This is a genomic window from Streptomyces sp. NRRL WC-3605, from assembly GCF_001509795.1.
GTDB classification, from domain to species: Bacteria; Actinomycetota; Actinomycetes; order Streptomycetales; family Streptomycetaceae; genus Streptomyces; species Streptomyces viridochromogenes.
This window is the reverse complement of sequence record NZ_LLZN01000039.1, coordinates 1-20,656: the sequence shown is the minus strand read 5'-3', so window position 1 is coordinate 20,656 and position 20,656 is coordinate 1. Positions and strand designations below refer to the sequence as shown.

General features: G+C 74.3%; 21 protein-coding genes. 7 read left to right on the top strand and 14 right to left on the bottom strand.

All coding sequences use genetic code 11. The annotated features are described in order from the left end of the window. Positions 1 to 11 precede the first annotated feature (11 nt). The 4 genes from ADL34_RS07435 to ADL34_RS07420 form a co-directional block, all read right to left on the bottom strand. A complete protein-coding gene (locus ADL34_RS07435; RefSeq protein WP_062674734.1) occupies positions 12 to 701 on the bottom strand; it encodes a DUF899 domain-containing protein in 690 nt (229 codons plus the stop codon). Positions 702 to 797: 96 nt separating this feature from the next. After that, entirely contained in the window at positions 798 to 2,150 is a 1,353-nt protein-coding gene (locus ADL34_RS07430) for an amidohydrolase (RefSeq protein WP_062674736.1), read from the bottom strand. 46 nt (positions 2,151 to 2,196) lie between these two features. Beyond that, positions 2,197 to 4,101, bottom strand: coding sequence for an FUSC family protein (locus ADL34_RS07425; RefSeq protein WP_062674738.1), 1,905 nt, complete (start codon positions 4,099 to 4,101; stop codon positions 2,197 to 2,199). 133 nt (positions 4,102 to 4,234) lie between these two features. Then, positions 4,235 to 4,996, bottom strand: coding sequence for a nucleotidyltransferase domain-containing protein (locus tag ADL34_RS07420; RefSeq protein ID WP_062674739.1), 762 nt, complete (start codon positions 4,994 to 4,996; stop codon positions 4,235 to 4,237). A gap of 156 nt (positions 4,997 to 5,152) precedes the next feature. Here ADL34_RS07420 and ADL34_RS07415 point away from each other — a divergent pair, with 156 nt between their 5' ends. After that, positions 5,153 to 5,569 carry a RidA family protein gene (locus ADL34_RS07415; RefSeq protein WP_062674741.1) on the top strand — a complete coding sequence of 139 codons (417 nt, stop codon included), beginning with the start codon at positions 5,153 to 5,155 and terminating at the stop codon, positions 5,567 to 5,569. Next, a complete protein-coding gene (locus ADL34_RS07410; RefSeq protein ID WP_062674796.1) occupies positions 5,566 to 6,024 on the top strand; it encodes a GNAT family N-acetyltransferase in 459 nt (152 codons plus the stop codon). Before ADL34_RS07415 ends, ADL34_RS07410 begins: the two co-directional genes overlap by 4 nt. Before the next feature lie 9 nt (positions 6,025 to 6,033). On the opposite strand, the gene ADL34_RS07405 is transcribed toward ADL34_RS07410, so the two are convergent. Then, positions 6,034 to 6,723: a uracil-DNA glycosylase gene (locus ADL34_RS07405; RefSeq protein ID WP_062674743.1), complete on the bottom strand. Its 690-nt coding sequence runs from the start codon at positions 6,721 to 6,723 to the stop codon at positions 6,034 to 6,036. 81 nt (positions 6,724 to 6,804) lie between these two features. On the opposite strand from ADL34_RS07405, the gene ADL34_RS07400 reads away from it, so the two are divergent. Then, complete coding sequence (locus tag ADL34_RS07400; RefSeq protein ID WP_079034506.1) at positions 6,805 to 7,338, top strand: RNA-binding S4 domain-containing protein; 534 nt, start codon at positions 6,805 to 6,807, stop codon at positions 7,336 to 7,338. A gap of 94 nt (positions 7,339 to 7,432) precedes the next feature. Here ADL34_RS07400 and ADL34_RS07395 read toward each other — a convergent pair whose 3' ends face one another. Then, entirely contained in the window at positions 7,433 to 7,870 is a 438-nt protein-coding gene (locus tag ADL34_RS07395; RefSeq protein WP_062674745.1) for a DoxX family protein, read from the bottom strand. A gap of 132 nt (positions 7,871 to 8,002) precedes the next feature. Between ADL34_RS07395 and ADL34_RS07390 the strand changes: the two genes are divergently transcribed. Continuing rightward, entirely contained in the window at positions 8,003 to 8,341 is a 339-nt protein-coding gene (locus ADL34_RS07390) for a DUF6343 family protein (RefSeq protein WP_079034507.1), read from the top strand. 4 nt (positions 8,342 to 8,345) lie between these two features. On the opposite strand, the gene ADL34_RS07385 is transcribed toward ADL34_RS07390, so the two are convergent. The 4 genes from ADL34_RS07385 to rpsA form a co-directional block, all read right to left on the bottom strand. Further along, on the bottom strand, positions 8,346 to 8,726 hold the full coding sequence (locus tag ADL34_RS07385) for a tetratricopeptide repeat protein (protein ID WP_062674748.1): 381 nt from the start codon (positions 8,724 to 8,726) through the stop codon (positions 8,346 to 8,348). An 83-nt stretch (positions 8,727 to 8,809) separates the two neighbouring features. After that, positions 8,810 to 9,418, bottom strand: a complete 609-nt coding sequence (gene coaE, locus ADL34_RS07380) for a dephospho-CoA kinase (protein WP_062674750.1) — start codon at positions 9,416 to 9,418, stop codon at positions 8,810 to 8,812. A 32-nt stretch (positions 9,419 to 9,450) separates the two neighbouring features. Further along, the gene (locus ADL34_RS07375; RefSeq protein ID WP_062674752.1) at positions 9,451 to 10,389 is read right to left on the bottom strand and encodes a PAC2 family protein; all 939 of its coding nucleotides are present in this window, start codon (positions 10,387 to 10,389) and stop codon (positions 9,451 to 9,453) included. Between the two features lie 203 nt (positions 10,390 to 10,592). Continuing rightward, a complete protein-coding gene (gene rpsA, locus ADL34_RS07370; protein ID WP_062674754.1) occupies positions 10,593 to 12,086 on the bottom strand; it encodes a 30S ribosomal protein S1 in 1,494 nt (497 codons plus the stop codon). Between the two features lie 405 nt (positions 12,087 to 12,491). Here rpsA and ADL34_RS07365 point away from each other — a divergent pair, with 405 nt between their 5' ends. After that, positions 12,492 to 13,337, top strand: a complete 846-nt coding sequence (locus ADL34_RS07365; RefSeq protein WP_062674756.1) for a class I SAM-dependent methyltransferase — start codon at positions 12,492 to 12,494, stop codon at positions 13,335 to 13,337. A gap of 49 nt (positions 13,338 to 13,386) precedes the next feature. After that, on the top strand, positions 13,387 to 15,867 hold the full coding sequence (hrpB, locus tag ADL34_RS07360) for an ATP-dependent helicase HrpB (protein WP_062674758.1): 2,481 nt from the start codon (positions 13,387 to 13,389) through the stop codon (positions 15,865 to 15,867). On the opposite strand, the gene ADL34_RS07355 is transcribed toward hrpB, so the two are convergent. From ADL34_RS07355 to ADL34_RS07350, 3 genes are all read right to left on the bottom strand, one after another. Next, positions 15,857 to 16,849, bottom strand: a complete 993-nt coding sequence (locus tag ADL34_RS07355) for a DUF3068 domain-containing protein (protein ID WP_062674760.1) — start codon at positions 16,847 to 16,849, stop codon at positions 15,857 to 15,859. The genes hrpB and ADL34_RS07355 overlap by 11 nt on opposite strands. A 25-nt stretch (positions 16,850 to 16,874) precedes the next feature. Next, a complete protein-coding gene (locus ADL34_RS35545; protein WP_107115774.1) occupies positions 16,875 to 17,009 on the bottom strand; it encodes an SPW_0924 family protein in 135 nt (44 codons plus the stop codon). A gap of 140 nt (positions 17,010 to 17,149) precedes the next feature. Beyond that, the gene (locus tag ADL34_RS07350; protein WP_062674761.1) at positions 17,150 to 18,898 is read right to left on the bottom strand and encodes a lytic murein transglycosylase; all 1,749 of its coding nucleotides are present in this window, start codon (positions 18,896 to 18,898) and stop codon (positions 17,150 to 17,152) included. A 325-nt stretch (positions 18,899 to 19,223) separates the two neighbouring features. Between ADL34_RS07350 and ADL34_RS07345 the strand changes: the two genes are divergently transcribed. After that, complete coding sequence (locus tag ADL34_RS07345) at positions 19,224 to 20,111, top strand: DUF4184 family protein (RefSeq protein WP_062674763.1); 888 nt, start codon at positions 19,224 to 19,226, stop codon at positions 20,109 to 20,111. On the opposite strand, the gene ADL34_RS07340 is transcribed toward ADL34_RS07345, so the two are convergent. Continuing rightward, positions 20,026 to 20,385, bottom strand: a complete 360-nt coding sequence (locus tag ADL34_RS07340; RefSeq protein WP_062674765.1) for a hypothetical protein — start codon at positions 20,383 to 20,385, stop codon at positions 20,026 to 20,028. The genes ADL34_RS07345 and ADL34_RS07340 overlap by 86 nt on opposite strands. Positions 20,386 to 20,656 lie beyond the last annotated feature (271 nt).

Here is a 20,656-nt window from a genome sequence, read left to right as displayed (position 1 = left end):
GACGGTCCGTGTCAGTCATCGTACTCGTCGTGATAGCGGACCGGCTCGCCGCCCGCGGGCGCGCCGAAGACGGACGCGCGCCCCGCGGGCTCCTCCCACTCCTCCTGACGGCCCAGCGCGGTGAGGTCCAGGAACCCGGTGGTCGAGCCGAGCCCGTCGAGACCCCGCTCGTACGCCGAGTAGGTGTGGAAGACGCGGTCCCGGTCCCGCAGGAAGCAGCTCAGGCCGGGCCGCTCCACCAGCTCGCCGTCGCGTTCGAGGGTCACCTCGAAGTCGTGGTTGAAGCCGGTGCCGCAGGACGAGTACCAGGGGACCGCCCAGCCCATCCGCGCCTTGAACGGCAGGAGGCGCGTCAGCGGCGCCCGGGAGACGGCGGCGAAGGTCGTGCCGCGCGCGTGCAGATGCGCGAGCTGGCCGATCTGGTCGAGGAAGGCCGAGCAGCTGCGGCAGCCCCCGTCCCACTCGGGCGCGAACATGAAGTGGTACACGACGAGCTGGTGCCGGCCCTCGAACAGGTCGAGCAGGGTGGCCTTGCCGTCGCCGCCCTCGAACACGTACTCCTCGGTGATCTCGACCATCGGCAGGGCGCGCCGCTCGGCGTTGAGCGCGTCCCGCGCACGGGTCGCCGCCTTCTCCTTGACCAGCAGTTCCTCGCGCGCCGCGCGCCACTGCTCACGCGAAACGATCTCCGGAAGCGACATCGGCGCCCCTTCTGTGCAACGGTCCGTCCTCAGGGGTGACCGGGGCCGTCGCCGGAACTCATCGCCCCGCCGTGAAATTTCTCGGCGGGACCCCTGCTACGTGTCGTACTCCTGGATGCGCCGACCGTACCCGCGTTCCAGGAGGGCGGGCAGTCGCTCCCCCAACTCCCCTACGACGGACGGCACGTCGATCGTCAGGAGCTCGCGGTCGCGCATCAGCACCCGGCCGTCCACGATCGTGGTGCGCACGTCGGAGGAGCGTGCGCTGTGCACGAGGGTGGCGGCCAGGTCGTGCACCGGCTGGGTGTGCGGGCCGCCGAGGTCGACCAGCACGATGTCGGCACGCCGGCCCGGCGCGATGCTGCCGACGGTGTCGCCGAGGCCGACGGCCCGCGCGCTCTGCAACGTGGCGTGGTGCAGGGCCTGACGGGCGGTCAGCCAGCGCGGGTCGCCGGTCGTGGACTTCTGCACGAGGGCGGTCAGCGCCATCGACTCCCACACGTCGAGGGAGTTGTTGGAGGCGGCGCCGTCGGTGGCCAGCCCGACGGGGACGCCGATCTCGCGCAGCGCCCGGACCGGCGTCGTGGTGGGCCAGCCGAACTTGAGGTAGCCGCGCGGCGCGGTGGCGACGGCGACCCGGCCACCGGCGTCACGCAGCGCGGGCAGGTCCTCGTCGAGGATGCCGGTGCCGTGCGCGATGAGGACGTCGGTGTCGAGGAGGCCGGTGCGGCGGAGCACCTCGACGGGGGTGACGCCGTGCCGGGCCAGGCTGGCGCTGGTCTGGTCGCGGTTCTCGGCGGCGTGCAGATGGACGGGCAGGCCGTGCTCGCGGGCGAGTCCGGCGGTGGCCGCGAGGTCGGCGTCGTCCACGGTGTAGGGCGCGTGCGGGGCCAGGGCGGTGGTGATCCGGCCTCCCGCGCCCCCGCGGTGCGCCAGCGCGAACTCCAGCGATCTCTCCCGTCCCCGGGGGCCCTGCGAGGAGAAGAACGCCTCGCCGAGATGGGCCCTGATCCCGCACTCCTCGACGACGGCGGCGACGGCGTCCATGGAGAAGTAGTGGTCGGCGAAGCAGGTGACCCCGGCCCGGATCATCTCGGCGCAGGCCAGCCGTGCCCCCAACTCCACGTCCCGCGCGGTGAGGTTGGACTCGACGGGCCACACGACGTCGTTGAACCAGGCGTCGGTCGGCAGGTCCTCGGCGACCCCGCGCAGGGCGACCATGGAGGCGTGGGTGTGGCAGTTGATCAGTCCGGGCAGGGCGATCTGGCCGTGGGCGTCGATGCGTTCGCGGGCGGGCACCCCGCCGGCCTCCGCCCCGCTGACGACCGCCTCGACGATCCCGTCCCGCACGATGACGGAGGCGTCCTCGGCGAAACCGATCTCCTCCTGCTCGTCGTGCGTGAGCACCGTGCACCGGGTGATGACGAGATCGGCGGGAGGAGGCGTCATGGTGTCACGGTACGGCCCCGTGGTGTCCCGCGTGGCCGTTGTCGCGTCAGCCGGCGAGCGCGGACACCGTGGCGGCCTCCGGGACGCGCAACCCGGTGCGGTGCCGTTCCCCGGCGAGGGCGTCGAGGAGTTCGGTGAGCCGTGCGGTGTGCCGGGACGTGAGCCGGCCGGTGTCGTCGAGGTGCACGGCGCACGCCGTGGTGGCGTCGACGAGCTGTTCGAGGGTGGCGACGATCTGGTCGGCGCCCCGCGCGTGGCGGGCGAGCGCGGGCAGTTCCGCCGCGGCGAGGGCGACGGCGCCCCGCGCCTCCGCGAGCGTCCGGTAGGCCTCGCGGCGCAACGTCCAGCGCACGGCCCGCGGTTCGGATGCTCTCCCGGTCGCGCGGGCGCCGGACTCGTCCAGCACATGGGTGAGGTACGCGGAGACGGCGTCCCCGGCCGCGGTGAGCCGGGCCCGCACTCCCCCGCCCCGCTGCCCGGGCACCGGCAGATGGCCGGCGACGAGCACGATCGCGCACGCCAGCAGGGTCTCCCCGATCCGCCCGACGGAAGCCTGCGGTTCGCCGCCCACCATGACCAGGGCGAGCACGAGCACGGTGACGACGGCGGTCTGCGCGGCGAAGTGCCGGGTGGCCACGGGGATCAGGGCCCCGCTGACCGCCACGAGCGCGACGAGCCCCTCCGGCCGGGGCAGTACGGCCGCGAAGCCGGCGAAGACCAGCGCGCCCAGGACCGTCCCGGCCGCCCGGCACAGCACACGGGAGACGAGCGGCCCCAGGTCCGGCTTGACGAGGAAGACGACGGTGGCCGGCAGCCAGTACCAGTGGGCGTGCTGCCCGTACCAGCGGGCGTGGTGCAGCGCCTGGGCGATGCCCGCGCCGGCACCGAAGCAGAGCGCGACGCGCAGCCCGTACTCCCGTCCGCCGGCCCCGAGCACGGCCCGGACGCGGTCGCGCACGGTACGGCGGCGGGCGTGCAGGTTCCGGTTCTCCCGGCCCCGGTCGAACGCCTCGGCGGCGTGCAGCAGCGCGTCGTCGAGGGCGCGCAGGGCGGGCCCCGACCGGGAGGGCGCGGGCAGCGGCCCGGTGTGGGTGCCGCCGCGCACGGCGACGGCGAGGCGCCGGGGTCCCTCGGCGGCCCGGGCGGGTACGGCCTCCCCGGCCCAGGCGAGCGCGGTCGCGGCCTCGGCCAGCGGCAGGGCGGCCGCGTACTGGGCGTGCAGCCGCCGCTCTGCCGACGAGGAGGCGTAGCGCCGCAGCCGGGGCCCCGTCAGGGCGTCCTGGGCATGGTCGAGGGCGGCGGTCAGAGCGGCCCGGCGTGCGATGGCCCGCTCGGTGCCGGCGGCGTCCAGGAGCGCGGCGACCGCGTCGTACACGTCGGCGACGGCGGCCCGCTCCCCGTCGAACCGGAAGTCGCCCGCGAGGGAACCCGGGGTCGGCAGCGCCAGCCGCAGCGCGAGCAGCCAGGCCGCGCCGGCGAGGAACGCCAGCGCCCGCTGCCCGGCGCTCTCGGGCAGCGGCATCCCGGCGCCGACGGCCGTGGCGACGAGCACCTGGGTGCCGGCGGCGGACGCGACGGGCCCGATCGCGCACACCCCTCCGGCGACCAGCCCGAGCACGGTGAGCGCCAGGGTGAGCGGTACGGCCCCCAGGTGGTCCCCGGCATACGTCCCGCCGAACACCCCGGCCGCCCCCGCCAGCGCGGGCACCCCGATCCGGTGCACGGACGAACGGCGGCTGCCGGGGCGGTCGTTGATCCCGGCGAGCATGGCGGCGATGGCGGCGACGACCCCGAGGGTGGCCCGGCCGGCGAGCACCGCCGCGAGCAGGAGGGGCCCGGCGGACAGCGCGCCCCGGACGACCGCGTTCCATGGCACCGGGCCGTGCTGGGCGCGCAGGGCGTGGGCGAGCCAGGGCGGAAGCGGACGGACCGGGCGCGCGGGGCGGGACACAGGGCTCCTGTCGGGCGAGGGCGGGGGTGCCTTCGGGCGACGGTGGCCGGGCTGCGTACTGGGTCTCCACGGTACAGGCGGTTCGTGTGGCCAGGGGGGCGTCGGTGTTTCGGCCGTGTGACGGTGCGGCAGGTCAGAGCGCGGCGAAGAGGGTCTCCGCCTCGGTGACGGCCCGCAGCAGCGCCTCCGGCCGGGGTTCCAGTCCCGCGAGGACGGCGTCCACCGTCCGTAGTCCGGCCCGCTCCAGCAGCCGCTTCTCGTTGGTCACCCACTCCCCCCGCCCCGCCAGCACGGCGTGCCCGGTCTGCACGGCTGCCGTGGCGACGGCGCCCGCCACCTCCGTGAGCCGGCCGGCCGGGGCGTGGTGGGCCCGGGCGTAGCCGAGGGTGGCCCGGGCGGTGCCGTGCCAGCGCTCGCTCGCCGTGCGCCGCAGCTCCTGCGGATAGCCGTCCGGGCGGGGCAGCTTCCCGCGCAGCACCCGGTTGATCGCCAGCTCGGCGACCACGAGGTAGCTGGGGATGCCCGCGAGGTGGAACAGCAGCGGCTCCACCCGGAACCGTCCCCGCTCCGCCTCCGCCAGCTCCCGCTCGACCACGCCGAGGTCGCGGTAGTGCACGTCGACCCGCCGTCCGTCGACGGTCAGCCACGCTCCTCCGTTGAAGACGCCCCCGCCCCAGCCCCCGACCTCGGACACCTCGCCCTCCCAGCCGACCGCGCGCAGGTCGTCCGGGTCGAAGGGGCCCCGGTAGTAGACGGCCAGGTCCCAGTCGCTGTCGGGGCGGTGGGTGCCCTGCGCCCGGGAGCCGCCGAGCGCGACGGCCCGGACCGTGGGCAGGGCGGCCAGACGGTCCGCGAGGGTGTCGAGGAAGGCGCTGTCGTCGGGGGCGGTGGCCATGCCGGAAGCGTACGGAGGCGCGCGGCGCGTCGCCACGGTGAATCGGGCGCGGGCGGACCGGCGGAAATTCGGATGCGCGTGGCCGTGCGGGTGCGCATGATCGGCGAGTTGGGCATCTCACGGCTCACGACGTCTCAGCATCCAGGAGCAGTCTTCATGATCCGCCGCGTCACCTCCCCCGCCCTGTTCCCACCGCCCACGTACTCCCATGCCTCCGTCGTGGAGGCCGGCACGCGGATCGCGTTCCTCGCGGGGGCCGTGCCGCTCGACGCGGAGGGCGGGCTGGTCGGCGAGGGCGATCCGGTACGGCAGGCCGAGCAGGTCGTTTCCAATCTGGAGGAGCAGTTGCGGGCCGCCGGCAGCGATCTGGCCCATGTGCTGTCGACCGAGGTGTACGTGGTGAGCGGTGACACCGCCGTGCTCTCCGCGGTGTGGGAGGTCGTCGAGGCGTCCGGGCTGAGCGCGGGGCCGCACGCGTCGACGCTGCTCGGGGTGGCCTGCCTGGGCTACTCGGGCCAGCTGGTGGAGATCACGGCCACGGCCGCCGTTCCGGACCCGGAGGGACGGTCCTGAGCGCCGTCGCCCTGCGCCGCGCCACCGCGGCCGACGCGCGGGCCGTAGCCGACGTGTGGCTGCGCTCCTTCACGGCCGCCCTGCCGTCCGTCGTCCGTCCGCACTCCGACGACGAGGTGCGGGCGTACTTCGGCGAGGTCGTGCTGCCGTCGCAGGAGACGTGGGTCGCCGACGGCGACGGCCGGGTCGTCGGGCTGATGGTCCTCGACGGCGACCAGCTGGCCCAGTTGTACCTGGACCCCGAGTGGCGGGGCCGAGGGGTGGGCGACCGGTTCGTGGGCCTCGCCAAGCGGCGCCGCCCGGAAGGGCTGAGCCTGTGGACCTTCCAGGTCAACGGGCCCGCCCACCGCTTCTACGCCCGGCACGGCTTCGTCGCCGCCGAGTCCACCGACGGCAGCGGCAACGAGGAGCGCGAGCCGGACGTGCGGTACGTCTGGCGTCCTGGTCGCGCCTGAGCGGGCGTGTCACCTCGTCAGGCCCGCCGCCCCCGCGGCCGTCGTCAGTACGTCCCGCAGCATGGCGGGGGTGAGCCGGCCGGTGAAGGTGTTGCGCTGGCTCACGTGGAAGCAGCCGAAGACGTCGAGCCCGTCGAGCGCGACCCGGGTGCCGTGCGCGAAGGGCGGCCGGGGCCGGGGCACGGCCCAGCCGGCCTCGCGCAGCGCGGGCAGCGTCGCCTGCCAGCCGAAGGCCCCCAGGACGACGAGGGCGCGCACCGTGGGCCGCAGCAGCCCCAGCTCCCGCACGAGCCACGCCCGGCATGTCTCCCGCTCACCGGGGGTGGGCCGGTTGGCGGGCGGGGCGCAGTGCACGGGGGCGGTGACGCGGACGCCGTACAGCTCCTGGCCGTCGTCGGCGGCGACCGAGGTGGGCTGCGAGGCCAGGCCCACGTCGTACAGGGCTTGGTACAGCACGTCCCCGGAGCGGTCACCGGTGAACATCCGGCCGGTGCGGTTGCCGCCGTGCGCCGCCGGGGCGAGCCCGACGATCAGCAGCCGGGCGTCGGGCGGGCCGAAGCCGGGCACCGGGCGGCCCCAGTAGGTCTGGTCGGCGAAGGCGGCGCGCTTGGTGCGGGCCACCTCCTCACGCCAGTCGACCAGCCGCGGGCAGGCCCGGCAGCCGGTGATCCGCCGGTCGAGATCATCGAGCGCGTCCACCCCTCCACCGTACGGGCGCGCCGGGCGGGAGGACCGGGCGGAACGCCGTCACCGGCCCGGCCCGGGGACTAAGGTCGAGGCATGCCTTCCGAGGACACCCAGGACATCGAGGAGACGCGCGGCGCGACAGCCGGACCGGGCACCGACGCGGCGGAAGCGGACCCGAAGACCGCCGCCGCCGTGGCCGCGGCCGAGGCCGCCGTCCCGCAGAACGGCGAGCCCGTGCGGGTCGACAGCTGGATCTGGGCTGTGCGGCTGGTGAAGACCCGCTCCGTGGGCGCCACCGCCTGCAAGGGCGGGCACGTGCGCGTGAACGGCCAGAACGTGAAGCCGTCGCACCTGCTGCGCGTCGGCGACGAGGTCCGGCTGCGGCAGGAGCACCGGGAGCGGGTCGTCGTCGTCAAGCGGCTCATCCGCAAGCGGGTCGGCGCTCCCGTCGCGGCCCAGTGCTACGTCGACAACTCCCCGCCCCCGCCGCCGCGCGAGGCCGTCGCCCCGGCCGGCATCCGGGACCGGGGCGCGGGCCGCCCCACCAAGCGGGACCGCCGGGAACTGGAGCGGCTGCGCGGCCTGATGGGCGGCGGCAGCGGCCCGGGGCAGCCGCGCGGACGCTGACGTCCGGGGCGCTTGGGGCGTTTCGAAGGGGGCGCCTTTTCGCCCGGAGGGCGGGGCCGCGAGCCGGACGGACAGCCTTTAGGCCGTGTCCGACCTAGGCGCCCCGGCGGGCCAGTCGCCGCAGTTCCGTGAGAGAGCCGCGCCGCACCCAGGCGATCAGTGCCAGGGGCACGATGAGGATGAGCGGGGTCGCCGCGTTCTCCCCGCCCAGCGCGGTGACCGAGACGACGAACGCCCCCACCATGAGCGCGCTCAGCGCGATCGCCGCGACCGACTGGAGCACGGGGATCAACAGCGCGACGGCACCGGCGAGTTCGAGTACGCCGATGGTGTACATCCCGGTGCTCCCCCAGCCGAGCCGGTCGAAGGCCTCCGCGGCCGAGTCGTGGGCGATCAGCTTGGGCAGCGCGCTCGCGACCCCGTAGAAGAGGGCGAGCAGGATCTGCAGGCCGCGCAGCACGATCCGGGCGCCACGCCCCCGCGGGGCCGTGGACCGGGCGGGGACGGTGCGGGAGGCGGTGATCTCGGACATGGGTCTCTCCTGGGTCTGCGGTCCGTGGTGCGGTCGCGGAGGTAGACCGGGCGACACCCGGGAACTCATCGGCCGCCGTGGGCCGGCCCTGGGTACCCGGGTCCGAGGGATGCTGGAGGAGAGGTGGTTCCGATGCGTACGGGAAGTGAGCCGACGACCGCGCGCAGTCCGCTGCGGATCCGCTTCTGGCTGTGCGTGTGGGGCGTGGCCTGGGCCGTCTTCGGCGCGGTCGCCTTCGCGATCGCCGGACGCCCCGGCTGGGCCGCGGCCTGCGGGGTGCTGTGGCTGGTGATCACCTTCGACATGATCATGGTCGTCCGGCACATCCGGCAGGGGCCCCACTACCAGCCCGGCCGCGACGTACCACCGTACGCGCCCTACGAGGGGCCGGGCCGACCGCCCGCCCGGCCGCACGGACCGGGTCCACGCGACCCCCACGGCCCGCCGCCCCCGCGCCACGAGAAGCCGTAGGCCCTCAGTCGTCGAAGCGGGCGGCCTTCACGAACTCGGGGTTCGGGTCGAGCGCCGCCGCCAGCCGGAAGTGGCGGGTCGCCTGGTCCCGGCGGCCCTGCCGCTCGTAGGTGCGGGCGAGCGCGAAGTGCGCGAACGCGTTGTCCGGCTCGCGCTCCAGGACGATGGTGAACTCCAGCTCGGCGGGCCGCAGCTGCGCTGCCGCGAAGAACGCCCGCGCGCGCAGCAGACGGGCCGCCGTGTTCTCCGGGTGCGCGGCGATGACGCCGTCGAGCAGCTTGACCGCGCCGCGCGGATCACGCGCGTCGAGCAGCTGCTCGGCGGCGCGGAAGTCGATGACATGGGTCTCCGGAGTACGTCCGGAGGAACCGCTGGTCTGGGGCACGGCAGAGTCCTTCCCTCGCTGGGAGGGTTCAACGCCCGGACGGCGGGCCCCTATTCCGGCCGGCGCCGCGTCGCGTGCGCCGATCACTCAGGCCGTGGCGCTGCCCGGCGTACGAGCTCCTCCCAGACGTCCTTCACGCGCCGCCGGAGTTCCTCCAGCGGTACGTCGTTGTCGATGACGATGTCCGCGATCGCGCGGCGCTGCTCCCGCGTGGCCTGCGCGGCCATCCGGGCGCGGGCGTCCTCCTCGGTCATGCCGCGCAGCCGGACCAGCCGGTCCAGCTGGGTGGCGGGCCCGGCGTCCACGACGATCACGAGGTCGTACAGCGGGGCGAGGCCGTTCTCGGTGAGGAGGGGGACGTCGTGCACGACGACGGCGTCGGCGGCGGCCGCCTCCTCCAGCTCGCGCGAACGCGCCCCGACCAGCGGGTGCACGATCGAGTTCAGCACGGCCAGCCGCTCGGGGTCGGCGAAGACGATGGCGCCCAGCTTGGGCCGGTCGAGACTGCCGTCCGCCGCGAGGACGTCATCGCCGAACGCCTCGACGACGGCGGCCAGCCCGGGGGTGCCTGGGGCGACGACCTCGCGGGCGATGCGGTCCGCGTCGATCAGGACGGCCCCGTGCTCCACGAGCAGCCGGGACACCTCGCTCTTGCCGGCACCGATGCCGCCGGTCAGGCCCACCTTCAACATGGCCGTCAGCCTAGGCGCTTCCTGGCCGGCGGTCAGCCGTCGCCTTCCCGTTCGGCCAGGAAGCGCTCGAACTCGCGGCCGATCTCGTCGGCGGAGGGGATGTCCACCGGCTCGGCGAGCATGTTGCCCCGGGTCTCGGCGCCCGCGACCGCGTCGTACTGGTGCTCGAGGCCCTCGACGAGGTTGGTGAGCTCCTCGTCGCCCTCGCGGATCTGCCGGTCGATCTCGTTCTGGGTGCGGTGGGCCTCGGTGCGCAGCGCGTGCGCGACGCCCGGCAGGACCAGCCCGGTGGCCGCGGTGACCGCCTCCAGGACGGTGAGCGCGGCGTCCGGGTACGGCGAGCGGGCGATGTAGTGGGGGACGTGCGCGGCGACCCCGAGCACGTCGTGCCCGGCCTCCATCAGCCGGTACTCGACCAGCGCCTCGGCGCTGCCGGGCACCTGCGCCTCGTCGAACGGGCTGCTGTGGCCGGGGACCAGGTCGGTGCGGTTGCCGTGCGGGGTGAGGCCGACGGGGCGGGTGTGCGGGACGCCCATGGGGATGCCGTGGAAGTTCACCGACAGACGCACGCCGAGCCGTTCGACGATCTCCTTCACGGCGGCCGCGAACCGCTCCCACTCGACGTCGGGCTCGGGGCCGGACAGCAGCAGGAAGGGGGCGCCGGTGGCGTCCTGGACGAGCCGCACCTCGATGGAGGGCACCTCGTACCCGGCCCAGCGGTCGCGCCGGAACGTCAGCAGCGGGCGACGGGCCCGGTAGTCCACGAGCCGGTCGTGGTCGAAGCGGGCGACGACCTGGTGGGGCAGGGAGTCCAGGACGCGCTCGACGATCTGGTCACCGGTCTCTCCCGCGTCGATGTAGCCGTCGAAGTGGTAGAGCATGACAAGGCCGGCCGACTCCTGGGCGAGCGCCATGTCGACGACGGCCAGGCCCTTCGGCTCCCACGTGTACAAATCCTGCGGATCAAGCACAGTGACCGCTCCTCCTCGTGTCCGTACGTGGCAACGCCCCTACGGGCGGCGGCATTCCCCGGACGGAGGAGTTCTTGATCGTTTCGTGCCCGGCGGGTGCCCGAACGACCGGTGACCGGGAAGGTCGGTGCCCGGGAACGGCCGAAGGGCCGCACCTCGGAAGGTACGGCCCCTCGGTCAAGGGCTGGGTCAGCCGGCGAGCGTCAGCTCTGGCCGCCCGCCAGCTTCTCGCGCAGAGCGGCGAGCGCCTCGTCCGAGGCCAGCGCGCCGCTGTTGTCGGCACCCTCGGAGGAGTACGAACCGCCACCGGACGCGGCCGGAGCGGCGGCCTCGCCACCCTCGGCAGCGGCCTTCTCGTCCGCCTCGCGGGACTTGATGACCTGCGCCTGGTGCTGCTCGAAGCGCTGCTGGGCCTCGGCGTACTGCGTCTCCCAGGCCTCGCGCTGGGTCTCGTAGCCCTCGAGCCAGTCGTTGGTCTCGGGGTCGAAGCCCTCGGGGTAGATGTAGTTGCCCTGGTCGTCGTACGACGCGGCCATGCCGTACAGGGTCGGGTCGAACTCGACCGAGGCCGGGTCGGCACCGAAGGACTCGTTGGCCTGCTTCAGCGAGAGGCTGATGCGGCGGCGCTCGAGGTCGATGTCGATGACCTTGACGAAGATCTCGTCGTTGACCTGGACGACCTGCTCCGGGATCTCCACGTGGCGCTCGGCCAGCTCGGAGATGTGGACCAGGCCCTCGATGCCCTCGTCGACGCGCACGAACGCACCGAACGGAACGAGCTTCGTGACCTTACCGGGGACGACCTGCCCGATCTGGTGCGTGCGGGCGAACTGCTGCCACGGGTCTTCCTGCGTCGCCTTCAGCGACAGGGAGACACGCTCGCGGTCCATGTCGACGTCGAGGACCTCGACGGTGACTTCCTGACCGACCTCGACGACCTCGGACGGGTGGTCGATGTGCTTCCAGGACAGCTCGGAGACGTGGACCAGACCGTCGACGCCACCGAGGTCCACGAACGCACCGAAGTTGACGATCGAGGAGACGACGCCGGAGCGGACCTGACCCTTCTGCAGGGTCGTGAGGAACGTCTGGCGCACCTCGGACTGGGTCTGCTCGAGCCAGGCGCGGCGGGACAGGACCACGTTGTTGCGGTTCTTGTCCAGCTCGATGATCTTCGCCTCGAGCTCCTTGCCCACGTAGGGCTGGAGGTCGCGGACACGGCGCATCTCGACGAGGGAGGCCGGCAGGAAGCCACGGAGGCCGATGTCGAGGATGAGACCACCCTTGACGACCTCGATGACGGTACCGGTGACGATGCCGTCCTCTTCCTTGATCTTCTCGATGGTGCCCCAGGCGCGCTCGTACTGGGCGCGCTTCTTCGAGAGGATCAGGCGGCCTTCCTTGTCCTCCTTCTGGAGAACAAGGGCCTCGATCTCGTCGCCGACCTTGACGACCTCGTTCGGGTCGACGTCGTGCTTGATCGAGAGCTCGCGGCTCGGGATGACACCTTCGGTCTTGTAACCGATGTCGAGCAGGACCTCGTCCCGGTCGACCTTCACGATGACGCCGTCGACGATGTCGCCGTCGTTGAAGTACTTGATCGTCTCGTCGATCGCGGCGAGGAAGGCTTCCTCGTTACCGATGTCGTTGACCGCAACCTGCGGGGTGGTGGCGGTGGTCTCGGTGCTGCTCGTCATGTGGGAAAGGGCTCCGGTACGGACATTGAGTCGTAGGTACTGCTACGCCGGGAGCCCGTATCGCTCTGATGAAGCCGGACAGCCAAGGAAGCGCCGAACGGGAAAAACCCTATGGCGCCTCGACAACCGAGGGGACATACAACAGATGCGAGCGCAGCCTGCTACGTCTGAGGTGCGCAGGCCCGCAGCGCAACTTGTAGCATACGGGGGCAGCCGGGCAGGGTCAATGCGCGAAGCCGCACACCCGGGGCGGATCGCCGCATACCCGGCACGAAACCTGTCTCCACAGGCCACACGCGCCTGGGAAACACCCCTCGCGTGACAGCGCCGGGAGGGGCCGCGCCATTCAGGTGACGGAAGAGTACGACGAGGGAGCCGATCATCCAAGAGCCCGTATCGCCCGACATTCCGTCCGGCACCTCCCCCGAGTCGCGGGAACCGCGGGAAGCCCGGGAACTCCCGGAACCCGAGGCGACCCGGCGCGCGGCCGGCACCGCGGAGAGCTCCCGCGCCAACCGGGGCTGGTGGGACCGCAACGCGGACGAGTACCAGATCGAGCACGGCACCTTCCTCGGGGACGACCGCTTCGTCTGGGGACCCGAGGGCCTGGACGAGGTGGAGGCCGAGCTCCTCGGCCCGCCCGAGGCGCTGAAGAACAAGGACGTCCTGGAGATCGGGGCGGGCGCGGCGCAGTGTTCGCGCTGGCTGGCCGCGCAGGGCGCCCGCCCGGTCGCCCTGGACATCTCCCACCGCCAGCTCCAGCACGCGCTGCGCATCGGGAGCGCGTTCCCGCTGGTGTGCGCCGACGCCGGGGCGCTGCCCTTCGCCGACGGCTCGTTCGACCTGGCGTGCTCGGCCTACGGGGCGCTGCCGTTCGTCGCCGACCCGGTGGTGGTGCTGCGGGAGCTGCGCCGGGTGCTGCGGCCCGGCGGCCGGTTCGTGTTCTCCGTGACCCACCCCATCCGCTGGGCGTTCCCGGACGAGCCCGGCCCGGAGGGGCTCTCGGTCTCGGCCTCCTACTTCGACCGCACCCCGTACGTGGAGCAGGACGAGGAGGGGCGCGCGGTCTACGTGGAGCACCACCGCACGGTCGGCGACCGGGTGCGGGACGTGGTGGCGGCCGGGTTCCGGCTGGTGGACCTGGTGGAGCCGGAGTGGCCGGCCTGGAACAGCTCGGAGTGGGGCGGCTGGTCCCCGCTGCGCGGCAGCCTGATCCCGGGCACGGCGATCTTCGTGTGCGAGCGGAACTGACGCGGCCGCCCACGGCGGGGCCGGTCGCGGGGCGTACGACACTGGGGGCGTGATCCGCTACGACGCCCTGGACGCGCTGCCGGTGCGCGGCGCCCTGCCCGCCCTGACCGACGCCCTGGAAGGGCCCGGCACCGCGGTGCTGGTCGCCCCGCCCGGCACCGGCAAGACCACGCTGGTGCCGCTCGCCCTCGCGGGCCTGCTCGGCGAGGAGCCGGGGCGGCGGGTCGTGGTCGCCGAGCCGCGCCGGATCGCCGCGCGGGCCGCCGCCCGGCGCATGGCGTGGCTGCTGGGCGAGCGGCCGGGTGAGAGCGTCGGGCACACCGTGCGCGGGGAGCGGGTCGTCGGCCCCCGTACCCGGGTGGAGGTCGTCACGACCGGGGTGCTGCTCCAGCGGCTCCAGCGCGACCCGGAGCTGGCGGGCGTGGACGTGGTGGTGCTCGACGAGTGCCACGAGCGGCATCTGGACGCGGACACCGCGGCGGCCTTCCTGTGGGACGTCCGCGAGACCCTGCGGCCCGAGCTGCGGCTGGTGGCCGCGTCGGCGACGACGGACGCGGACGGCTGGGCCCGGCTGCTGGGCGGCGCGCCGGTCGTCGTGGCCGAGGGCGCCGCGTACCCGGTGGAGACGGTGTGGGCGCCGCCCGCGCGTCCGGTACGGCCGCCGCACGGGACGCGGGTCGATCCGGCGCTGCTCGCGCACGTGGCCTCGGTGGTGCGGCGGGCGCTGGCCGAGCGGCCGGGCGACGTGCTGTGTTTCCTGCCGGGGGTCGGCGAGATCGCGCGGGTCGCCGGGCAGCTGGGCGGTCTCGGGGACGTCGAGGTGCTCCAGGTGCACGGGCGGGCGCCGGCCGCCGTGCAGGACGCGGTGCTGTCGGGGGGCGACCGGCGCAGGGTGGTGCTGGCGACGTCGGTGGCGGAGTCCTCTCTGACGGTTCCCGGGGTGCGGGTCGTCGTCGACTCCGGGCTGGCGCGCGAGCCTCGTGTCGATCACGCGCGCGGGCTGAGCGCGCTGACGACGGTACGGGCCTCGCAGGCGGCCGGGCGGCAGCGCGCGGGCCGGGCCGGGCGGGAGGCGCCGGGGACGGTGTACCGCTGCTGGGCCGAGGCCGAGGACGCGCGGCTGCCCCGTTTCCCGGCGCCGGAGATCAAGGTGGCCGATCTGACGGCCTTCGCACTGCAGGCGGCATGCTGGGGCGACCCGGACGCCGACGGGCTGGCCCTGCTGGACGCGCCCCCGGCCGGGGCGATGGCGGCGGCGCGGAGCGTGCTGACGGCCGTCGGCGCGGTGGACGCCGACGGGCGGGCGACGGAGCGGGGCGCCTCCCTGACCCGTCTCGGGCTGCATCCCCGGCTGGGCCGGGCCCTGCTGGACGGCCCCGGCGCCGCCGCCGAGGTGGTGGCGCTGCTCAGCGAGGAGCCCCCGCGGGAGTACGGCGACGATCTCGCGGCGGCGCTGCGGACGGCCCGGCGGGGCGGCGACGCCTATGCCGGGCGCTGGCGGGCGGAGGTGCGGCGGCTGCGGGCGGGCGCCGGGACCCGAGGCGGCCCGGACACCCCGGACGACCGCACGGTCGGGCTCGTCGCCGCGCTGGCGTTCCCCGAGCGGGTCGCGAAGGCGGACGGCGGCTCCTATCTGATGGCGTCCGGCACGCGCGCGGAGCTCGCCGAGGGCAGCCCGCTGCGGGGCGCCCCGTGGATCGCGGTGGCGGTCGCGGACCGGCCGGTGGGGCGCGGGCACGCGCGTGTGCGGCTCGCCGCCGCCGTGGACGAGGACACGGCCCGCTCGGCGGCGGCCTCCCTGTACCGGGAGGGCGAGGAGGTGCACTGGGCCGACGGGGACGTGGTGGCCAGGCGGGTCGAGCGGCTCGGCGCGATCGAGCTGGCGGAACGCCCGCTGCCCGGCGCCGGCCCCGCTCTCGTCCGGGCCGCTCTACTCGACGGGCTGCGGCGGGAGGGGTGGGGGCTGCTGCGCTGGTCCCCGGACGGCCTGGTGCTGCGGCAGCGGCTGGCGTTCCTGCGGCTGCACCGGGGCGACCCGTGGCCCGACGTGTCCGACGAGGCGCTGCACGCGCGCGTGGACGAGTGGCTGGAGCCCGAGCTGGGCCGCGCCCGGCGGCGGGCGGACCTGGGGCGGATCGACGCCGGGCAGGCGCTGGCACGGCTGCTGCCGTGGGCCGCGGGCGAGGCGGGGCGGCTGGACGAGCTGGCCCCGGAGCGGGTCACCGTGCCGAGCGGCTCCCGGATCCGCGTCGACTACACCGATCCGGAACGGCCCGTCCTCGCCGTCAAGCTGCAGGAGATGTTCGGGCTGGACACGTCCCCGGCGGTGGCCGGGGTGCCGCTCCTGGTCCATCTGCTCTCCCCCGCCGGGCGCCCCGCGGCCGTCACCGCCGATCTCGCCTCGTTCTGGCGGGACGGCTACCGGGGCGTCCGGGCGGAGCTGCGCGGCCGCTATCCGAAGCATCCGTGGCCGGAGGACCCGGCGTCCGCCGAGCCGACCCGGCACACCAACGCGCGGCTCAGGCGGTGACGGGTTCGCCCTCGGTGTCCCGCGCCGTCTCCGGGCCGTCGGGCCGGCGGCCGCGCACCTCCAGCCAGAGCGCCAGGGCGAGCAGCGGCACGCCGAGGAGGAGCAGGCCCCAGGGCAGGTACGACGTCATCAGCAGGACGAGCGTGCGGTTGTCCTTGACCAGGTCGACGGTGTGCTCGATGTAGTCCTCGCGCATCTTGACGTGCCCGGCGAACGCGGTGACCTTGTCGCGGCCGCCGAGCAGGGTGCCGCCGCGCAGCTCCTCCTTGTGGATCTCCTCGCCGTAGACGGGGGCACCGGTGAGGGGCTCCACCCAGAACTTGCGGACGGTGGTGTACCAGCGGGTCGTGCCGGTTCCGGCCAGCGACTCGGGGGTGACGCCCTCGACGGGCAGGGACTTGGGGAACGGCACCTTCGTCCAGGGGATGACCTGCTCGAAGTAGTAGACCTCGACGCCCCGGAAGTCCTGGGTGCCCTTGTAGTGGATGGGGGCGGTGAGGCGGGCCTGCGCGTCGAAGTACGCGTAGTCCCGCTTCTCGGTGAGGAAGGGCCACTTGAACTCGATGCCGTCGCGGCGCACGGGGTCGCCGTCGACGGACTCGCCGGGGGCGTGGACGGGTTCCTGGGTGTGCGCGTCGAAGATGTAGCGCTCGGGGATGCGAGATACCGTCTCGCCGTCCGGCCCGACGACGTACGACAGGCCGTCCCAGACCACGACGTCCCGGTCCGTGGTCCGCTCGATGCGCTCGGAGGCCGCCACGTCGCCCTTGAGGGTCTGCACGATGGTGATCTTGTCGACCTTCCGGGCCCGCATGGTGCCGTAGTCGAGGAGGGTGGCGTCCTTCGCCTCCAGAACCATGTCCTGGTACTGGTTGGCGGGGACCTTGGCCAGGCGCGGGAAGGCGTACCAGCGCAGCAGCGGGGACAGCGCCGCGCAGAGGACGGCGAGGGCGAGCAGGATCAGGCCGGCCGTGCGGCGCATGGCGGCCTCCCTTCCGGGCGGGCGGTCACGGATGGGCGGGCACGGTGGTCAGCAGCGGCTTCGGGGAGGTGCCGCCGGAGGGCGTGCCGACGGCGGTGAGCGCGAGGGCCAGGGCGACGGCGGCGGCGAGTCCGGCCGCGGCGGCGATCAGAGCGCGCATACGTGCCTCCCGGGGACCCGGAGCTGATGCATCGTCAGATCCGGCACCGTAGCAACGGACGGCCGGGATGAGAACACGTCGCGCACATGCTGAAGGGGCGCCCGGCGGCCGGACGCCCCTGCCCTGTGTTGCCGTACCGGCTAGGCGGACGGCGAGGCGCTCTCCTCGGGCTCCTCCGACGGGGTCGGCTCCGGTGACGTCTCGGCGGCGGCGACCTTCAGCTCGACCGTCAGGGTCGCCCCGCCCGCCGTGGCGATCCGCAGCAGGAAGGTGCCGGTGGTGTCGTCGGCGTAGAGCTTCGGCAGCTCCAGCAGGCCCTTGTCGTCGGTCTTCAGACCGGTCAGGGTGCGGACCGGCTTGCCGTCGGCGTCCTTGAAGTAGGGGCCCTTGTCGTTCTCCGCCGGGTCGTCGGCCGCCGTGATCAGGGTGGCGGTGGCGGCGACCTTGTCCGCGACGGCACCCTTGTAGGTGGCCTTCACCTCGACCCGCTCGGCGAACTCGCCGCCGGGTACGCAGGTCAGCGCGGCGTCTGTGGTGCGGACCAGGGTGTCGGCGGCGCGCTCGGTGACGGTGGCCGTGTAGTCGAGGCCGGCAACGGTACGGCCGCCGACGGTGGCCCGGACCGTGAACTCGCCGGTGTCCTCGCCCGCGCGGAGCGCCGGGGCGACCGCCTTGCCGGTGCTGTCGGTGAGGACGGCGGCGTACTTCTCACCGGTGCTGAAGGTGGCGTCCGTGTCGCCGGTGATGGTGAAGCGGACGCGGACCTTGGCGACGGCCTTGCCGGACTCGGTCTCGGCGCGGGCGCTGATCCGCTCGGTGAAGGTGCCGCCCGCCATCGCGGTGAGCTTCGCGGTGCCGGCGTCCTCCAGGTGGTCCACCGTGTCGGTGGGGGTGGGCGTCGTGCCGGGCGGGGTCGGCTTGGGGCTGCCGGAGCCGCCGTCGCCCGGCTCGGAACCGCCGGGCTTCGCGGGCGTCGTGGGCTTCGCCGGGGAGGAGGGGCCGGCCGGCGCCGACGGCGAGGCGGGCTGCGTGGGCGACGGCGTCGGGTTGGCACCGACCGCGTCGTCGCTGCGGTCGGTCGGGAGGGTGCCCGTGCCGTCCGGGATCTCGTGGGTGCCCTTGCGGTAGTAGTCCAGCCACCGGCGGACGAGCTGGAGGTAGTCCTGGGAGTTGTTGTAGCTCAGGATGGCGCGGTCGAGGTCACCCGGTTCGGCCAGGTTCCAGCCGAACCGGCACAGGTAGTGGCCGGCGGCGAGGGCCGCGTCGTAGACGTTGTTCGGGTCCTTGCGGCCGTCGCCGTTGCCGTCGCGGCCCGCCCACGCCCAGGTGGAGGGGATGAACTGCATCGGGCCCACGGCACGGTCGTACCGGCTGTCGCCGTCGTAGGCGCCGTCGTCGGTGTCGCTGATGTTCGCGAAGCCGACGCCGTTGAGCTGCGGGCCGAGGATCTTGGACAGGGTGGTGCCGTTCGCGTCGACCCGGCCGCCGCGGGCCTGGCCCGACTCGACCTTGCCGATGGCGGCGAGCAGCTCCCAGGGCAGGTTGCAGCCCGGCTTGGACGCCCGCAGCGAGGCCGCCGCCTTCTTGTAGGCGTCGAGGACGGTCGCCGGTATGCCCGCCTCGCCGGCCGCCGGGGTGACCGTGGTGCCCGCCGACGGGGCCGGGTTGGGGCTCTTGAGCGGCGGAAGGTCCGTGTAGTAGGGCGAGTTGCCGGTCGCGCTGTCGGCGGCGGGGGCGTCCGGGGACGGCTGGGTGCCGGTGGTCACCTTTCTGCCGGCGCCGTCGGTCGTCACTCCCGGTGCCTGGGACGCGGCCAGTGCCGCGACCACGACCGCGGCGACCGTGGTGTTCACCGCCCCCTTGCGGAGCCTGCCGAATTCCGCCGCCATGTGGTGGACCCCTCCCGTGGACGCTCTGACGCCCGTGTCGGTCTGCCGGACCCGCCGTGCCGGGCCCGCCCCTGTAGTGACGATCGACCCGCCACGACAGTTGCCCTCGCGGCGAGAGTTACGTCGCCGTTCATCTGTTCGTACGCGGGTCCCGGCACTGTGACCCAGGCGACCCTACGACAACTTCCCTTACACGCACACCCGTTGGTGCCCGATATTTCCCGGTTGGCCACACGTCGTTCGCGGGTCCGGCGGTCCCGCATACTGGCTCCGCCGACGAGGGGGGCCGGACCGGTCCCGTCAAGACCGCATCCGAGGAGCCCCGTTGCCGTTCACGCTCAGCCACGCGGCCGCCGTCCTGCCCGCCCTGCGCACCGGGGGGACCGGCCGGGCCGGACTCGTGCCCGCGGTTCTGGTGGCCGGTTCCTTCGCTCCCGACATGACCTATTACGCGGCGAGTGTCCTGTCCGGGGCCATGGAGTTCGGGGACGTCACGCACTCCGTGCCGGGCGTCCTCACCGTCGACGTCGCCATCGCCTGGGCGCTGGTGGGGGTGTGGCTGCTGCTGCGCGAGCCGCTGGTGGCGCTGCTGCCGGCCCGCCTCCAGGCACGGCCGGCCGCGCTGCTGCGGTGCGGGGCGCCCCGCGCGCGGGTGACGCCGGGGCTCGTCGCGCGCTGGTACGTCTCCGCCGTCCTGGGCGGGCTCACCCATGTGGTGTGGGACGCGTTCACGCATCTCGACCGGTGGGGGATGCGGGTGTTCCCGGTGCTGGGCGAGGAGATCGCGGGGTCGCCGCTGTACTGGTACCTGCAGTACGGGGGGTCGGCCGTCGCGGCCGTCGTCATCGCGGTGTTCGTGACGGTGGCGCTGCGGCGTGCGCGGGTGGCGGAGCCGGGGGGGCCGGTCGCGGGGGTGCCTGTCGCGGGGGTGCCGGTGCTGTCCGTGCGGGACCGGTGGTCGGCCCTCGTGGTCGTCGGCGGGTGCGCGGCCGTGGCGGCGTTCCAGCGGGCGTCCCGCTGGTGGGAGTACTGGGGGGCCACCGCGAAGTACTGGGAGCTGATCCCGACGCTGTGCTTCGGCGCGGGCGCCGGACTGGTGGCGGGGCTGGTCCTGTACGGCGCCGCCGTCAGGCTGTGGCGTCCGGTCCCGGTCCCTGGCAGTACGGGGACGGGTGGTGCCGAGCGGGAACGGAGCCGGCCGGGGGTGCGGTGACTTCGTCCTTGCCGGGCGCGGTCGGGATCAGGGTCAGCGCCAGGGCCCAGTAGGAGCGGGCGAGTTCGGTCCAGTCGCGGAGCCGTCGGGTCAGACGGCGGCGGACGGCCGTCAGGGTGCGCCGCGCCGTGCCGATGAGTTCGGCGGGGATGCGGGCGGTGCTCGCGGTGGGGGCGAGGGCGGGGCCCTGCGGGGGTGTGGGGGGCAGGGGCCAGTCGGTGTCGGTGTCGGCCGGGGCTCTGGCCGTCCGGCGGTTGAGCGTGTGTATACCCATGTCGGCATCCTTACGGGCTTGGGATGTCGGGGGCGTTTTGGCGGGGGCCACGTGGGTGACGGTTCCCTGCGGCTTGGGGGCGCCTCTTCGTGTGCCGGGTGCGGTGCGTTTCGCGGGTGCGGCGTGTTTCGCGGGGGCGGCGTGTTTGGGGGGTGCGGCGGGTTTTGGGGGGGGGGGAGGGGGGGGCCCTGGGGGGGTGTGGGGGGCAGGGGCCAGTCGGTGTCGGTTTCGGCCGGGGCTCTGGCCGTCCGGCGGTTGAGCGTGTGTATAC

Excerpts from the sequence above, each read along its gene's own strand:
- ADL34_RS07395 (WP_062674745.1), bottom strand. The coding sequence starts at position 7,870 with ATGTCCGAGATCACCGCCTCCCGCACCGTCCCCGCCCGGTCCACGGCC.
- ADL34_RS35545 (WP_107115774.1), bottom strand. The coding sequence starts at position 17,009 with ATGCGCGCTCTGATCGCCGCCGCGGCCGGACTCGCCGCCGCCGTCGCC.
- ADL34_RS07355 (WP_062674760.1), bottom strand. The coding sequence starts at position 16,849 with ATGCGCCGCACGGCCGGCCTGATCCTGCTCGCCCTCGCCGTCCTCTGC.
- coaE (WP_062674750.1), bottom strand. The coding sequence starts at position 9,418 with ATGTTGAAGGTGGGCCTGACCGGCGGCATCGGTGCCGGCAAGAGCGAG.
- ADL34_RS07390 (WP_079034507.1), top strand. The coding sequence starts at position 8,003 with ATGCGTACGGGAAGTGAGCCGACGACCGCGCGCAGTCCGCTGCGGATC.
- ADL34_RS07415 (WP_062674741.1), top strand. The coding sequence starts at position 5,153 with ATGATCCGCCGCGTCACCTCCCCCGCCCTGTTCCCACCGCCCACGTAC.
- rpsA (WP_062674754.1), bottom strand. The coding sequence starts at position 12,086 with ATGACGAGCAGCACCGAGACCACCGCCACCACCCCGCAGGTTGCGGTC.
- ADL34_RS07340 (WP_062674765.1), bottom strand. The coding sequence starts at position 20,385 with ATGGGTATACACACGCTCAACCGCCGGACGGCCAGAGCCCCGGCCGAC.
- ADL34_RS07430 (WP_062674736.1), bottom strand. The coding sequence starts at position 2,150 with ATGACGCCTCCTCCCGCCGATCTCGTCATCACCCGGTGCACGGTGCTC.
- ADL34_RS07400 (WP_079034506.1), top strand. The coding sequence starts at position 6,805 with ATGCCTTCCGAGGACACCCAGGACATCGAGGAGACGCGCGGCGCGACA.
- ADL34_RS07350 (WP_062674761.1), bottom strand. The coding sequence starts at position 18,898 with ATGGCGGCGGAATTCGGCAGGCTCCGCAAGGGGGCGGTGAACACCACG.
- ADL34_RS07435 (WP_062674734.1), bottom strand. The coding sequence starts at position 701 with ATGTCGCTTCCGGAGATCGTTTCGCGTGAGCAGTGGCGCGCGGCGCGC.
- ADL34_RS07420 (WP_062674739.1), bottom strand. The coding sequence starts at position 4,996 with ATGGCCACCGCCCCCGACGACAGCGCCTTCCTCGACACCCTCGCGGAC.